The organism is Cupriavidus sp. 21MJTG02-4 (genome assembly GCF_057798975.1).
The window spans coordinates 253,279-267,221 of record NZ_JBYOJP010000008.1; the positions used below are offsets into that span (position 1 = coordinate 253,279).

Consider the following 13,943-nt stretch of genomic DNA (forward strand, 5'->3'; position numbering starts at 1 on the left):
ATTCACGTCAACCGCCGCGCGTGCGGCCCTGTTCAGGTGCCCGCGCCCAATCGGCGGGCGGCTCATTGCGATCGCATTTCAGGCAGTTCACCGTTGCGCCAAGCCGGGCCGCCCTGCCCTGCTCTGTGGCCGTCCACGGCCGCAGTTGCCAGGGCGGGTTGTGGCGCATGTGCTGCCCGTGCCCACAATCGAGTTCGGCGACCCAGTCGCCTTCCTCGTCCCGGTGGAAGCCGACGATGCAGCGTTCCATCCGGTCCCGTCCGCGCCGGCGCTCAGACCGTGAAGGACTCGCCGCAGCCGCACTCGTCCTTCACGTTCGGGTTGTTGAAGCGGAAACCTTCGTTCAACCCCTCGCGCGCGTAGTCGAGTTCGGTGCCGTCGATGTACGGCAGGCTCTTGGCGTCGACAATGATCTTGAGGCCATGCGTCTCGAACACCTGGTCTTCAGGGTGCAGCTCGTCCACGTACTCGAGCTTGTAGGCCAGGCCCGAGCAGCCCGTGGTCTTCACGCCAAGGCGCAGGCCCACGCCCTTGCCGCGGCGTTCCAGGTAACGGGCCACGTGCCTGGCGGCCTTCTCGGTCATCGTGATCATCGTTGCGTCATCCTTCTACGTTCGGAACTCAAGCCACTCAGGCGGCCTTCTGGTCGGCGCCCGGGTGCTTCTTCTTGTAGTCGTCGACGGCGGCCTTGATCGCGTCCTCGGCCAGGATCGAGCAGTGGATCTTCACCGGCGGCAGCGCCAGTTCCTCGGCGATCTGCGTGTTCTTGATCTCCAGCGCCTGGTCGACGGTCTTGCCCTTGACCCACTCGGTCACGAGCGAGGACGAGGCAATGGCCGAGCCGCAGCCATAGGTCTTGAACTTCGCGTCTTCGATCACGCCCGATTCGTTCACCTTGATCTGGAGCTTCATCACGTCGCCGCAAGCCGGAGCGCCGACCATGCCGGTACCCACGGTGTCATCGCCCTTATCGAAGGAACCGACGTTGCGGGGGTTTTCATAGTGGTCAAGAACCTTGGTGCTGTATGACATTTTGCTTACCTCGTGCTTAATCTTTTATGGGGTCGTGCTGGCGGGCGGCGCTCAGTGCGCGGCCCACTGGATCGAATTCAGGTCGACGCCGTCCTTGAACATTTCCCACAGCGGCGACAGGTCGCGCAGCTTGCCGATCTTGTTCTTGAGCAGTTCGACGGTGAAGTCGATTTCCTGCTCGGTGGTGAAGCGGCCCACCGTGAAGCGGATCGAGCTGTGCGCGAGTTCGTCGTTGCGGCCCAGCGCGCGCAGCACGTACGAGGGCTCGAGCGAGGCCGAGGTGCAGGCCGAACCCGACGACACGGCAATTTCCTTGATCGCCATGATCAGCGACTCGCCTTCGACGAAGTTGAAGCTGACGTTCAGGTTGTGCGGCACGCGGTGTTCGAGGCTGCCGTTCAGGTAGACCTCTTCCATCCCCTTCAGGCCGTTCCACAGGCGGTCGCGCAGCATGCGGATGCGCTCGTTCTCGGTCGCCATTTCTTCGCGGGCGATGCGGAAGGCTTCGCCCATGCCGACGATCTGGTGCGTGGCCAGCGTGCCCGAGCGCATGCCGCGCTCATGGCCGCCGCCGTGCATCTGCGCTTCGATGCGCACGCGCGGCTTGCGGCGCACGTACAGCGCGCCGATGCCCTTCGGGCCGTAGGTCTTGTGGGCCGAGAACGACATCAGGTCGCACTTCAGCGTGCTCAGGTCGATCTGCACCTTGCCGGTCGCCTGCGCGGCGTCGCAATGGAAGATGATGCCCTTCTCGCGGCAGATCGCGCCGATCTGCTCGACGTCCTGGATCACGCCGATCTCGTTGTTCACCAGCATCACCGACACCAGGATCGTGTCCGGGCGCAGCGCCTGCTTGAACACTTCGATGTCGACCAGGCCGTCGTCCTTCACGTCGAGGTAGGTGACCTCGAAGCCCTGGCGCTCCAGTTCACGCGTGGTGTCGAGCACGGCCTTGTGCTCGGTCTTCACCGTGATGAGATGCTTGCCCTTGCCCGAATAGAAATTCGCGGCGCCCTTGATCGCCAGGTTGTTGGACTCGGTCGCCCCGGAGGTCCACACGATTTCACGCGGATCGGCGCCGACCAGCGCGGCCACCTGTTCACGCGCCTCTTCCACCGCACGCTCCGCATCCCAGCCATAGGCGTGGCTGCGCGACGCGGGATTGCCGAACTGCTCGCGCAGGTACGGAATCATCTTGTCCGCCACGCGCGGGTCCACCGGTGTCGTGGCCGAGTAATCCATGTAGATGGGGAAATGTGGGGTGCTCATCGTTATGACTGCCTTCTATTCAGGGGGACCGCTGATCTTTCGTTTCGCTGCTTGCCTGCCGGGCGCTTCAGGACTGCGCCAGGCTGAAAACCGAATTCACCACCCGGGCGCGGACCGGCTTCTCTGCCGCCTTGTCCGGCTTGCCGCGCGCGGCGGGTGCCGCCTGCTGCACGGCGGCGTCTTCGCGCATGTCATGCAGGACAGCCGGCTGCTTGGCGCGCTGCTGGTCCACGAGGTTCTTGAGGGAGACGGAGTCGAGGTATTCGACCATCTTCTGGTTCAGCGTCGCCCACAGTTCATGGGTCATGCAACGCCCGGAGCCGTCATCTCCGTTACAATTGCCCTTTCCACCGCACTGGGTGGCATCGAGCGGCTCGTCCACGGCGATGATGATGTCCGCCACGGTGACGTCTTCGGCCTTGCGCGCGAGGCTGTAACCACCGCCGGGGCCGCGTACACTTTCAACGATCTCATGCCGGCGCAGTTTGCCGAACAGCTGTTCCAGGTAGGACAGCGAGATCTTCTGCCGCTGGCTGATGCCCGCGAGCGTGACGGGTCCCTGGTCCTGGCGCATGGCCAGGTCGATCATCGCAGTGACCGCAAAGCGGCCTTTGGTGGTCAGTCTCATGATGCAGGGCTAATACTTGATCGTTTCCGTCAAGTATAAAGGTACCCGACTAATTCAGTCAACTACCCTACGGCACCGCATCATGCCCCGCGGCTTCCGGGAACCGGCTCTGCGCCTGCCGTCCGGGGCGGCACGATCAGCGACATCGGGTTCTTCAGGATGCGGCGCCGCACGGCCGCGCTGAGGTCGGCCCGATCCACCCGCTTCAGGTGGCGCGAACGCAGCGCCATATTGAAGGCCAGCGCGAAGCTCACCGCCACGTTCAGCACGCCCATCAGCGCAATGCCCGCCACCGCGAGCCATAGAGCCGGCAGCCGCAGGGCATCGAGGCCCAACACGCCGAGCGCGGTGCCCACGGATCCCGTTGAAAGCGTCACGTGACGCACTTCCATATGGGGGCCGAAGAAGCTCAGGATTTCCGGGCCCAGACCCAGCAGCAAACCCAGCGACACATTGGCGCTGATGCCTGACATATTGCGCTTCCAGAAATCCGCGAACCGCTGCGCTCCGCGCTCGCCCAGCACATAGCGCAGGCGGCGATGATAGGCCATGACGTCGTGCACCTTGTGCAGCGCGAACCAGTTGTCGGCCCAACCCGCGATCAGGCTCGACAGCCACAGCAGCACGCCGGTGAAAACCGCATAAATGGGGGTCGGCCCCAGGATCGAGAACGATTCGATGGTGGCAATGGCCTTTGCCGGCGTAATCAGGTTGGCGCCGAGGATCTTGTTGGCCAGCCACTGGATCGCCAGCGCGACGGGAAACACCACCGCCAGATTGCCGAAGATCGCGGCCGCATTGGACCGGATCATCGCGATCGTATCGTCGACGAATATCTTGCGCCCTTCCGGCCGCCCGGCTGCATCGAGCCGGTGTGCCAGCGCGGGCCCGGTCATGGCAGGCTGCTTCGTGGCCAGCGTGAAATGCGCGAAGTGGATGACAAGAAAGCTGCCCGCGTAATTGAGCGAGGCGAGCAGCCCTTCGATGAACTTGTCCAGGTGCAGGCCGTAGATCAGGAACTTCAGGTACACGGTGGCAACGGTGATCAGCCCGCCCCCGGCCGCCGCGCGCATGAGGTCGCCATATTCCTTGCGATCGCGCGTGATGTAGTGCTCGCCGGTCTCGGCCGAGCGCTCCACCACGCGGCGCGCCAGTTGCGCGAATGACGCGCCGGCTAGGTCGGACACGCTGCGGCGTGCCTGCGTGGAGCGGATCAGTTCCGCCACCAGGTGCGCATGCATGCCCGGACGCCACGGCTCGACCCATGCCGCGAGAAGCAACTCGATACGTGCGAGCTGGACCTTCATGCGCTCGATCTGGAACACGACCTCGACCGAAACCCCGTTCTCTTCCAGATCCGCATAGACCTGGAGCGCGGCGGCGTGGCAACCGTCCAGCAGCCCACGGAAATAATTGAGGCGCTGGCCGAAGGCCTCGTCCGCATGGGTCAGTCCAGGCTCGCACAATGCCTGGATGGCGCTGTCGAGCGGGTAGAACGGCGTGTCTTCCACCCTGCCGCGCAGCCGCGAGCGCACCGACTGGCTCAGGCCGGTGGCACGAACCTGGCTGACCAGCACGGCGATGCTGGTGAACAGCATGTGCTCGAGCGCTGCCCAGTAGCGGGCCATCGCCTGCGCACCGGCTGCGGGGTGCTTGTCGTCAGCCGGGTCCGCGCGCAGCACGCGCGCCAGTCTGGCGAGCAGTTCGTCATCCAGGGCTTCGACCCAATCGGCATCGTGCTGCCCGACAAACAGCAGCGCGAACAGCGCCGCCATATCGCTGCGGTTGGGCGGCGGTGGCAGGAAGCGCGCCTGCAGGCGGTGAACCATCTCGCTGACGAAGCCCGGGTGGGAAGCCACACCCGTGTCGCAGAACAGTGCCGTGGGATCGTTGTCGCGCACGATGCTGCGCACCGTGGCACCAAACCGTTCGGCCCAGCTGGCATGCCGCTCGAGCACCTGCAGCAGGTAGCGCATGCGCACATGTTCGCGAAAGCTGCCGGTGCCGCGCGCGGGGCCTTCGCCGCCATCGACCTCCACGCCTGCCATGCCGTCGCGACGGATCCAGAAGCCCAGTTCGATCAGCCATCGGTTGCGGTCCGCCAGCGGCGCATCAGGATCCGCCGCCGTCAGGATGGCGTCGAGTTGAAGGCTGGCATTGCGCGACTCGCGCCATTTCCGGAACAGGGTTCGAAGCATGAATTCTCACAGGGGATGGCGCAACGGCTCAAGCGGGTGCGTCGCGCAGACGCTGGCGCAGCATGTCGACGATGCCATCGCAGGCATCTTCCACGTAGTCGAGCACGCGCTCGAAGCCGTCGCCCTCGCCGTAGTACGGGTCGGGCACCTCGTGCGCGTCGTGATGGGTGGCAAAGCTCATCAGCAGCCGCAATTGCTGCGCATCGGCCTGCGGGCACAAGGCTGACAGGCGTTCGAGATTGTCCTGGTCCATGGCCAGCACCAGGTCGAAACGCGAGAAGTCCGGCAAGCCGACCTTGCGGGCCCGCAGCGCCGACAGGTCATAGCCGCGCCGCTGCGCGTGGCGCTGGGTTCGCGGGTCCGGCGCGCGGCCCAAGTGGTACTCATGGGTGCCGGCCGAATCGAGTTCGACCAGGTCCGCAAGCCCTGCCGCCGCGAGTTTGGCGCGCAAGACGCCTTCCGCCGTGGGCGAACGGCAGATATTGCCCATGCAGCACATCAGGATGGCGAATTTCTTCATGGCTTTCTGCCTCGGAATGGGCGAAGCGCCGCGCACGCAGCACCAGCCGGCGCAAAGCACCGGCTCGTCGTACCACATGGAGGCCTTGACTGCGAAGGGCGCGATTTTAGCGCCACCGGCCAGCGGCAGGCCGCTAGAGCCGTTTGGCCAGCCGCTCTCCGTGCGCAAAGCCGGCGATTTCCGCGGCTTCGGCAGACTTGTAGTGGTCGGTGATCAGGGATTTTTCGACCAGCGTTGACGCGGCGCGGATATTGCAGCCGGCACGACAGGCGCGGACGGTGTATTCCCACTCGCTTTGCGAGCGCAGCCGTACCTGGACCTGCACTTCATGGGTTTCGTAGACCTTCTTCTTCCATTCGCCGATTTCGGCCATAACGGTCTCCAGGAATGATGGGCGTGCCGGCGGGCTGCGTCGCGCAGGGCTAGTTGACCTCGCCGGCGTCGATGGCGCGCATGGCGGCGGCCTCGGCCATGGCGACCGCGGCTTCGGGCGTCGGCGCCTTGCCGGCCAGCGCCTCGAAAGTCGGGCCCGAAGGTTCGCCGAAGGCATCGGCAATCCTCAGCTGCGCGGCAAAGCCGCCACCCGCTTCCGGAACCGCGCTCGCGACCACCGTATAGCCACCATATTCGAACTGCCGTTCCATGTCGGACTCCAGCGCGTTCACGGCAGCTTGGCTGCCAGGACTTCGATCTTCTGAATCGGGGGCGCACCAACGAACAGTTCCGGCGCCCTGGCGATCAGCGCTGCCGCCACCTTGCCGGCCAGATGCGCATCGCGCGAAGCCTCGTCGGGAAAGGCATCGAAGATGCCAAACCGCGATGGCCCCAGCCGCAGCGCGAACCAGGCCGTGGTGCCAGCCTCCTGCCCGACCACCGGCAAGCCGTCTTTCAGGAACTGCTCCACTTCGGCTTCCTTCCCGGGCACGGCTTCGAGCGGCACCCACAGCGCTAGCTTGACCATGGCTCATCTCCTGATCTGGCAAGACGCTTTTCACTATAGGCCAGCACGCAGCCCTGTCGCGCCGCGAAAGCGCTACACCGGCGGCTGCAGCGCCTCGTCGCCGCTGGCGCCGAACAGCTGCGCCTTGAGCTTGGCGAGCTGGTCCCGCACCTGCGCCGCCTTTTCGAATTCGAGATTCCTGGCGTGATCCATCATGAGCTTTTCAAGGCGCTTGATCTCCTTGGAAACCTGCTTCTCGCTCATGTCCTCGTAGCGGGCGCGCTCCTGCGCCGCCTGCAGTTCGGCCTTGACTTCGCCGGCATCGTAGACGCCGTCGATGATGTCCTTGATCCGCTTGACCACGCCGCGCGGCGTAATGCCGTTGGCCTCGTTGAAGGCCATCTGCTTGGCGCGGCGGCGCTCCGTTTCATCGATGGCGCGCCGCATCGAATCCGTCATGCGATCGGCGTACAGGATCGCCGTGCCGTTCACGTTTCGCGCGGCGCGGCCAATAGTCTGGATCAGCGAACGCTCGGCGCGCAGGAAACCTTCCTTGTCCGCGTCGAGGATGGCCACCAGCGACACCTCCGGGATATCCAGCCCTTCGCGCAGCAGGTTGATGCCCACCAGCACGTCGAAGGTGCCAAGGCGCAGGTCGCGGATGATTTCCACGCGCTCCACGGTGTCGATGTCCGAGTGCAGGTAACGCACCTTGACGCCGTTTTCCGACATGAACTCGGTCAGCTGCTCGGCCATGCGCTTGGTCAGCGTGGTCACCAGCACGCGCTCGCCGGCTTCCACGCGCAGGCGGATCTCGGACAGCAGGTCATCCACCTGCGTCCCGGCCGGACGCACGATGATGGTCGGGTCGACCAGCCCGGTCGGGCGCACCACCTGCTCCACCACCTGCCCCGCATGCTCTTGCTCGAACTGGGCCGGCGTGGCGGAAACGAACATCACCTGCCGCATCTTGCGCTCGAACTCGCCAAACTTGAGCGGCCGGTTGTCCAGCGCCGAGGGCAGCCGGAAGCCGTACTCGACCAGCGTGGTCTTGCGCGCGCGGTCGCCGTTGTACATGCCGTTGAGCTGGCCGATCAGCACGTGGGATTCATCGAGGAACATCAGCGCGTCCGGCGGCAGGTAGTCGACCAGCGTCGGCGGCGGGTCGCCGGGCTTCGCGCCCGACAGGTGGCGCGAGTAGTTCTCGATGCCTTTGCAGAAGCCCAGCTCGGACAGCATCTCCAGGTCGAAGCGCGTGCGCTGCTCCAGCCGCTGGGCCTCGACCAGCTTGCCTTCCTTCTGGAAGAACTCGAGCCGCTCGCGCAACTCGGCCTTGATATCTTCGATCGCGCGCAGCACGGTTTCGCGCGGCGTCACATAGTGGCTGGACGGATAGACCGTGAAGCGCGGGATCTTCTGGCGCACGCGGCCGGTCAGCGGGTCGAAGAACTGCAGCGACTCGACTTCGTCGTCGAACATCTCCAGCCGGACCGCCATCTCGGCGTGTTCGGCCGGGAAGATGTCGATGGTGTCGCCGCGCACGCGAAACGTGCCGCGCTGGAAATCGGTCTCGTTGCGCGTGTATTGCATGGCGATCAGCCGGGCGATGACATCGCGCTGGCTGACCTTGTCGCCGGCGCGCAGCGTCAGGATCATCTGGTGGTATTCGCTCGGGTTGCCGATACCGTAGATGGCCGACACCGTCGCGACGATCACCGTGTCGCGGCGTTCCAGCAGGCTCTTGGTGGCCGACAGGCGCATCTGTTCGATGTGCTCGTTGATCGACGAATCCTTCTCGATGAACAGGTCGCGCTGCGGGACGTAGGCCTCGGGCTGGTAGTAGTCGTAGTAGCTGACGAAGTACTCGACGGCGTTGCGCGGGAAGAACTCGCGGAACTCGGAATACAGCTGTGCCGCGAGCGTCTTGTTGGGCGCAAACACGATGGCCGGACGCCCCATGCGGGCGATCACGTTGGCCATGGTGTAGGTCTTGCCCGAGCCCGTCACCCCGAGCAGCGTCTGGAACGACAGGCCATCGTCAACCCCCTCCACCAGTTGCCGGATCGCCTCGGGCTGGTCGCCGGCCGGCGGGAACGGCTGGTAGAGCTGGAACGGCGAGCCCGGAAAAGTAACGATTTTGTCTTCGTCCAGGGCCGGCGCGACTTCGGCAAGGTTTGACATAGGCGGCTAGGGGAAAAACCTGAGAAAAGGGGGCGGATACGCTAGAATCTTGGGGTTGCACAGCCCGCTTCAAGCCGTCAACGCCAGCAAGCAGGTCTGCCGCACGCCCCCCAGCGCAGTCCGAAGCATTCTACGCCTTCCCGTTTTCTTACATTGCCGACCACGAGAGTCCAAATGAGTTTGTTTTCTGCCGTCGAGATGGCCCCGCGCGACCCGATCCTGGGCCTGAACGAAGCCTTCAATGCTGATACCCGCGCCACCAAGGTGAACCTGGGCGTTGGCGTGTACTTCACCGACGAAGGGAAGATTCCCCTGCTGCGTGCCGTGCAGGAAGCGGAAAAGGCGCGCCTAACGACCGCCACGCCGCGCGGCTACCTGCCGATCGAAGGCATCGCCGCCTATGACCAGGCCGTGCAGTCGCTGCTGTTCGGCAAGGAATCGCCACTGATCACCGAAGGCCGCGTTGTGACGGCACAGGCACTGGGCGGCACCGGCGCACTGAAGATCGGCGCCGACTTCCTGAAGCGCCTGTATCCGGCCTCCAAGGTCGCCATCAGCGACCCCAGCTGGGAAAACCACCGCGCGCTGTTCGAATCGGCCGGCTTCGAAGTGGTGAACTATGCCTACTACGACGCTCCCAGCCACGGCCTGAACTTCGCCGGCATGCTGGAATCGCTGAAGTCGTACCCGGCCAACACCATCATCGTGCTGCACGCCTGCTGCCACAACCCGACCGGCGTCGACCTGTCGGCCGAGCAGTGGAAGGAAGTGGTCGCGGTGATCAAGGAACGCAACCTGATCCCGTTCCTGGACATGGCCTACCAGGGCTTTGCCGATGGTATCGACCCGGACGGCGCTGCCGTGCGCCTGTTCGCTGACAGCGGCCTGCCCTTCTTCGTGTCGAGCTCGTTCTCGAAGAGCTTCTCGCTGTATGGCGAACGGGTCGGCGCGCTGTCGATCGTCACCACCGGCAAGGACGAAGCCCAGCGCGTGCTGTCGCAAGTCAAGCGCGTGATCCGCACCAACTACTCGAACCCGCCGACGCACGGCGGCACCGTGGTCGCCACCGTGCTGAACAGCCCGGAACTGCGCGCCATGTGGGAACAGGAGCTGGCCGAAATGCGCGACCGCATCAAGCTGATGCGCCACGCACTGGTCGACAAGCTGGCCGCCAAGGGCGTGAAGACCGACTTCTCGTTCGTGAAGTCGCAGCGCGGCATGTTCTCGTACTCGGGCCTGAACTCGGCACAAGTGGACCGCCTGCGCAACGAGCACGGCATCTACGCCGTCGGCACCGGCCGCATCTGCGTGGCCGCGCTGAACAGCCGTAATATCGACGCCGTGGTCGACGCGATCGCCGCAGTGCTGTAAAGGCCTCAATGTCGGGTACTGTTGGCATGCCGACAGTCCTGGCACGTTGCGTGCAACAACGAAAGGCAGCTACGGCTGCCTTTTTCTTTTGTCATGCCGTTTTGTCATGCGGAATTAAGGCCTTTGGGCTATTGTCTTTTCCCATTGCCGCCGTACCTTAGGGTATATGCTGCACAGCACGATCGTTTGGTTGCGTGCATAATCAGCACGCAAGTCCACGATAGTGCCCCTCCAGAAAGACGTATTACCAGGCCATACCGCCATGCTCTACCAACTGCATGAGTTCCAGCGTTCGATGCTGCACCCGCTGACCGCGTGGGCACAGGCGACCGCCAAGACTTTCACCAATCCCCTCAGCCCGTTGTCCCTGGTTCCCGGCGCACCCCGCCTGGCAGCCGGATATGAGCTCCTGTACCGGCTCGGCAAGGAATACGAGAAGCCCGCGTTTGACATCAGGTCGGTACGCTCGAATGGCCGCGATATCCCGATCGTCGAGCAGACCATCCTGGAAAAGCCGTTCTGCAAGCTGGTCCGCTTCAAGCGCTATGCCGACGATCCGGACACCATCAAGCTGCTGAAGGACGAGCCCGTGGTCCTCGTGGCCGCGCCATTGTCGGGCCACCATGCCACGCTGCTGCGCGATACCGTGCGCACTTTGCTGCAGGACCACAAGGTCTATGTGACCGATTGGATCGATGCCCGCATGGTGCCGGCCGAACATGGTCCTTTCCACCTGTCGGACTATATCCATTACATCCAGGAGTTCATCCGTCACATCGGCGCGGACAAGCTGCACGTCATTTCGGTGTGCCAGCCGACGGTACCCGTGCTGGCGGCGATCTCGCTGATGGCCTCGGCCGGCGAGAAGACGCCACGGACCATGACGATGATGGGTGGCCCCATCGATGCCCGCAAGAGCCCGACCGCGGTCAATTCGCTGGCGACCAACAAGTCGTACGAGTGGTTCGAGAACAATGTCATCTACACCGTTCCGGCCAACTACCCGGGCCATGGCCGCCGCGTCTATCCCGGCTTCCTGCAGCATGCCGGCTTCGTGGCGATGAATCCGGACCGTCACCTGTCGTCGCACTATGACTATTACCTGAGCCTGCTCCAGGGTGATGCCGACGACGCGGAAGCGCACGTGCGCTTCTACGACGAGTACAACGCCGTGCTCGACATGGCGGCCGAGTACTACCTCGACACGATCCGCGAAGTCTTCCAGGAATTCAGGCTGGCCAACGGCACCTGGGCCATCGACGGCGATCCGGTGCGCCCGCAGGACATCAAGGGCACCGCGCTGCTGACCGTGGAAGGCGAGCTCGACGACATCTCGGGCGCCGGCCAGACTGCCGCGGCGCATGATCTGTGTGCGGGCATCGCGGACGCGGACAAGCATCACCTGTCCGCCACCAAGTGCGGCCACTACGGGATTTTCTCCGGCCGCCGCTGGCGCGATGAGATCTATCCGCAGTTGCGCGACTTCATCCGCAAGTACCGGTAACCGGTACGCTGCCATGCAATAACGCCCGCGGTTGCGGGCGTTATTCATTTGAAGGCCCGCGGCGGAGTCAGCGCCGCAGGTAGCTCAGCAGCATCTCCGTGTGCAGCTCGGCAAACCGCTCGTGCTCGTCCTGCGACGCCACGTCACGGCCGATCACCGCGCTGATCGTGTAGCAGTTCGACAGCACGTAATAGCCCAGCGCCGAGATGGTCAGGTAGAACTGCGGGACATCGACGTTGTCGCGGAACAGCCCCTGCTGCTGGCCGCGACGGATGATGTCCGCCAGCACGTTGACGATCGGATTGACGAGTTGATGCAGGTGCGCCGACTTCTTCAGGTGGCGCGCCTCATGCAGGTTTTCGCTGTTGACGAGCCGGATGAACTCGGGGTGCTGGTAGTACCAGTCCCAGACGAAGCGGGCCAGCGTGCGGACTGCTGCAACCGGGTCTTCGTCCGTGATGTGCAGCTGCTCCTCGGCAGCCCTGAACTCCGCGTACTGCTTCTCCAGCACGGCAAGGAAGAGCCCTTCCTTGCTGCCGTAGTAGTAATACAGCATGCGCTCGTTGGTCTCGGCGCGGCGCGCGATCTGGTCGACGCGGGCGCCGGCCAGGCCGCCCTTGGCAAATTCCTCCGTGGCCGCCGCCAGGATGCGGCGGCGCGTGCCCTCTGGGTCCCGTTTGGTTCTGGTCTCGTTTGACATGGGGTAAGGGTCGATGTTTGCGCGGATTATGGCACAGCCACGCACGCTTCTGGCCGGCTGGCCGTCGCGCATGATGGCCGGTTTTGCCCGATCGCGAAATCGGGGATAATCCGTGCGGCGCATGGCCCGCAGAGGCCGGCGCGCGATTCCGCCGGCAGCCCGCCGTCGCCGCGAACGTTTCCCCTTCCCGCCATTCTTGCCGTTGTCGTGAGTTCCTCCCACACCCTCGCAGACCGCCTCGAGGCGCTGCTGCCGCAAACCCAGTGCACCAAGTGCGGCTTCAACGGTTGCCGTCCGTACGCCGAAGCCATGGCCAGCGGCGAAGCCGCCAGCAACCGCTGCCCGCCCGGCGGCGCGGAGGGAATCCGCCGCCTGTCCGCGCTGCTCGGCACCGAGCCGCTGCCGCTCGACCCCGAACGCGGCGTCGAGCAGCCTCGCGCCGTGGCGCGCATCGACGAAAGCCTGTGCATCGGCTGCACGCTGTGCATCCAGGCCTGCCCGGTCGACGCCATCGCCGGCGCCGCCAAGCAGATGCACACCATCATTCCGGAACTCTGCACCGGTTGCGACCTCTGCGTGCCGCCCTGCCCGGTCGACTGCATCGACATGGTGCCCGTCACCGGCCAGCGCACCAGCTGGGACGCCTGGACGCAGGAACAGGCCGATGCCGCCCATGCACGCTACGTCGCGCGCAAGCAGCGGCTGGTGCGCGAGCGCGAGGAGAACGACGCCCGGCTCGCCGCCAAGGCCGCCGCCAAGCTGCAGGCATTGCAGGCCGAAGCTGCCCAGTCGGACACCGAGCGCGCGGCGCAGGAACGCAAGCGCGCCATCATCCAGGCGGCGATCGAACGGGCGCGCCAGAAGCAGCAGGCCGCCGCCCGGCCCGGCAAGGACATCGCCCCGGACAACGACAACAACACCAGTCCAGCAAAACCATGAACGCAGCCAAGTCCCGTGCGCTGTTCGAGACCCTGCGCGAGGTCAACCCGGCTCCGGCCACCGAGCTGGAATACAGTTCTCCGTTCGAGCTGCTGATTGCCGTGCTGCTGTCGGCGCAGGCCACGGATATCGGCGTCAACAAGGCCACGCGCAGGCTGTATCCGGTGGCGCATACCCCGCAGCAGATGCTCGACCTCGGCGAGGAAGGACTCATCGGGTATATCAAGACCATCGGCCTCTACAAGACCAAGGCGAAGCATGTGATCGAGACTTGCCGCATCCTGGTCGAGCGGCACGGCGGCAAGGTGCCGCAGGACCGCGCCGCACTGGAGGCGCTGCCCGGCGTGGGCCGCAAGACCGCCAACGTGGTGCTCAACACCGCGTTCGGCGAGCCGACCATCGCCGTCGACACGCATATCTTCCGCGTGGCCAACCGGACCGGGCTGGCCCCGGGCAAGAACGTGCAGATCGTCGAGGACAAGCTGCTCAAGGTGGTGCCCAGGGAGTTCCTGCACGATGCCCACCACTGGCTGATCCTGCATGGCCGCTACGTGTGCAAGGCGCGCAAGCCCGAGTGCTGGCACTGCGTGATCGAGCCTCTGTGCGAGTTCCGCGACAAGACCGAGGCCCCGCGCGGCTGAGCGTCGCGCAAATTAAAAAG

At 64.8% G+C, this 13,943-nt stretch carries 16 protein-coding genes; 4 read left to right on the forward strand and 12 right to left on the reverse strand.

Going from position 1 to position 13,943, the window contains the following annotated elements:
- Nucleotides 1-7: 7 nt before the first annotated feature.
- The 11 genes from AC3FKH_RS18270 to uvrB form a co-directional block, all read right to left on the reverse strand.
- Nucleotides 8-250, reverse strand: coding sequence for a DUF3565 domain-containing protein (locus AC3FKH_RS18270; RefSeq protein WP_488677244.1), 243 nt, complete (start codon nucleotides 248-250; stop codon nucleotides 8-10).
- Between the two features lie 22 nt (nucleotides 251-272).
- A complete protein-coding gene (gene iscA / locus AC3FKH_RS18275; protein ID WP_483711010.1) occupies nucleotides 273-593 on the reverse strand; it encodes an iron-sulfur cluster assembly protein IscA in 321 nt (106 codons plus the stop codon).
- 37 nt (nucleotides 594-630) lie between these two features.
- Entirely contained in the window at nucleotides 631-1,032 is a 402-nt protein-coding gene (gene iscU, locus AC3FKH_RS18280; RefSeq protein ID WP_488677245.1) for a Fe-S cluster assembly scaffold IscU, read from the reverse strand.
- Nucleotides 1,033-1,083: 51 nt separating this feature from the next.
- Nucleotides 1,084-2,307, reverse strand: a complete 1,224-nt coding sequence (locus tag AC3FKH_RS18285) for an IscS subfamily cysteine desulfurase (protein WP_483732261.1) — start codon at nucleotides 2,305-2,307, stop codon at nucleotides 1,084-1,086.
- A 61-nt stretch (nucleotides 2,308-2,368) separates the two neighbouring features.
- On the reverse strand, nucleotides 2,369-2,929 hold the full coding sequence (iscR, locus tag AC3FKH_RS18290; RefSeq protein WP_483711008.1) for a Fe-S cluster assembly transcriptional regulator IscR: 561 nt from the start codon (nucleotides 2,927-2,929) through the stop codon (nucleotides 2,369-2,371).
- A gap of 80 nt (nucleotides 2,930-3,009) precedes the next feature.
- On the reverse strand, nucleotides 3,010-5,127 hold the full coding sequence (locus AC3FKH_RS18295; RefSeq protein WP_488677246.1) for a site-specific recombinase: 2,118 nt from the start codon (nucleotides 5,125-5,127) through the stop codon (nucleotides 3,010-3,012).
- 28 nt (nucleotides 5,128-5,155) lie between these two features.
- The gene (locus tag AC3FKH_RS18300) at nucleotides 5,156-5,647 is read right to left on the reverse strand and encodes a low molecular weight protein-tyrosine-phosphatase (RefSeq protein WP_488677247.1); all 492 of its coding nucleotides are present in this window, start codon (nucleotides 5,645-5,647) and stop codon (nucleotides 5,156-5,158) included.
- Between the two features lie 133 nt (nucleotides 5,648-5,780).
- Complete coding sequence (locus AC3FKH_RS18305) at nucleotides 5,781-6,020, reverse strand: hypothetical protein (protein ID WP_483711005.1); 240 nt, start codon at nucleotides 6,018-6,020, stop codon at nucleotides 5,781-5,783.
- A 49-nt stretch (nucleotides 6,021-6,069) separates the two neighbouring features.
- Nucleotides 6,070-6,291 carry a hypothetical protein gene (locus AC3FKH_RS18310; protein WP_483711004.1) on the reverse strand — a complete coding sequence of 74 codons (222 nt, stop codon included), beginning with the start codon at nucleotides 6,289-6,291 and terminating at the stop codon, nucleotides 6,070-6,072.
- A 17-nt stretch (nucleotides 6,292-6,308) separates the two neighbouring features.
- Nucleotides 6,309-6,608 (reverse strand): putative quinol monooxygenase, encoded by a 300-nt coding sequence (locus AC3FKH_RS18315; RefSeq protein ID WP_488677248.1) that lies wholly within the window; start codon nucleotides 6,606-6,608, stop codon nucleotides 6,309-6,311.
- Between the two features lie 72 nt (nucleotides 6,609-6,680).
- Nucleotides 6,681-8,768 carry an excinuclease ABC subunit UvrB gene (uvrB, locus tag AC3FKH_RS18320; RefSeq protein ID WP_488677249.1) on the reverse strand — a complete coding sequence of 696 codons (2,088 nt, stop codon included), beginning with the start codon at nucleotides 8,766-8,768 and terminating at the stop codon, nucleotides 6,681-6,683.
- A gap of 174 nt (nucleotides 8,769-8,942) precedes the next feature.
- Here uvrB and AC3FKH_RS18325 point away from each other — a divergent pair, with 174 nt between their 5' ends.
- Together AC3FKH_RS18325 and AC3FKH_RS18330 are read left to right on the forward strand one after the other, a co-directional pair.
- Nucleotides 8,943-10,139 carry an amino acid aminotransferase gene (locus AC3FKH_RS18325; RefSeq protein ID WP_488677250.1) on the forward strand — a complete coding sequence of 399 codons (1,197 nt, stop codon included), beginning with the start codon at nucleotides 8,943-8,945 and terminating at the stop codon, nucleotides 10,137-10,139.
- A gap of 262 nt (nucleotides 10,140-10,401) precedes the next feature.
- Nucleotides 10,402-11,643, forward strand: a complete 1,242-nt coding sequence (locus tag AC3FKH_RS18330; RefSeq protein WP_488677251.1) for a polyhydroxyalkanoate depolymerase — start codon at nucleotides 10,402-10,404, stop codon at nucleotides 11,641-11,643.
- A 67-nt stretch (nucleotides 11,644-11,710) separates the two neighbouring features.
- On the opposite strand, the gene AC3FKH_RS18335 is transcribed toward AC3FKH_RS18330, so the two are convergent.
- Nucleotides 11,711-12,343 (reverse strand): TetR/AcrR family transcriptional regulator, encoded by a 633-nt coding sequence (locus AC3FKH_RS18335; RefSeq protein ID WP_488677252.1) that lies wholly within the window; start codon nucleotides 12,341-12,343, stop codon nucleotides 11,711-11,713.
- A gap of 207 nt (nucleotides 12,344-12,550) precedes the next feature.
- Here AC3FKH_RS18335 and rsxB point away from each other — a divergent pair, with 207 nt between their 5' ends.
- Nucleotides 12,551-13,282, forward strand: a complete 732-nt coding sequence (gene rsxB / locus AC3FKH_RS18340; RefSeq protein WP_488677253.1) for an electron transport complex subunit RsxB — start codon at nucleotides 12,551-12,553, stop codon at nucleotides 13,280-13,282.
- Nucleotides 13,279-13,923 (forward strand): endonuclease III, encoded by a 645-nt coding sequence (gene nth, locus AC3FKH_RS18345; RefSeq protein ID WP_483710997.1) that lies wholly within the window; start codon nucleotides 13,279-13,281, stop codon nucleotides 13,921-13,923. Before rsxB ends, nth begins: the two co-directional genes overlap by 4 nt.
- Nucleotides 13,924-13,943 lie beyond the last annotated feature (20 nt).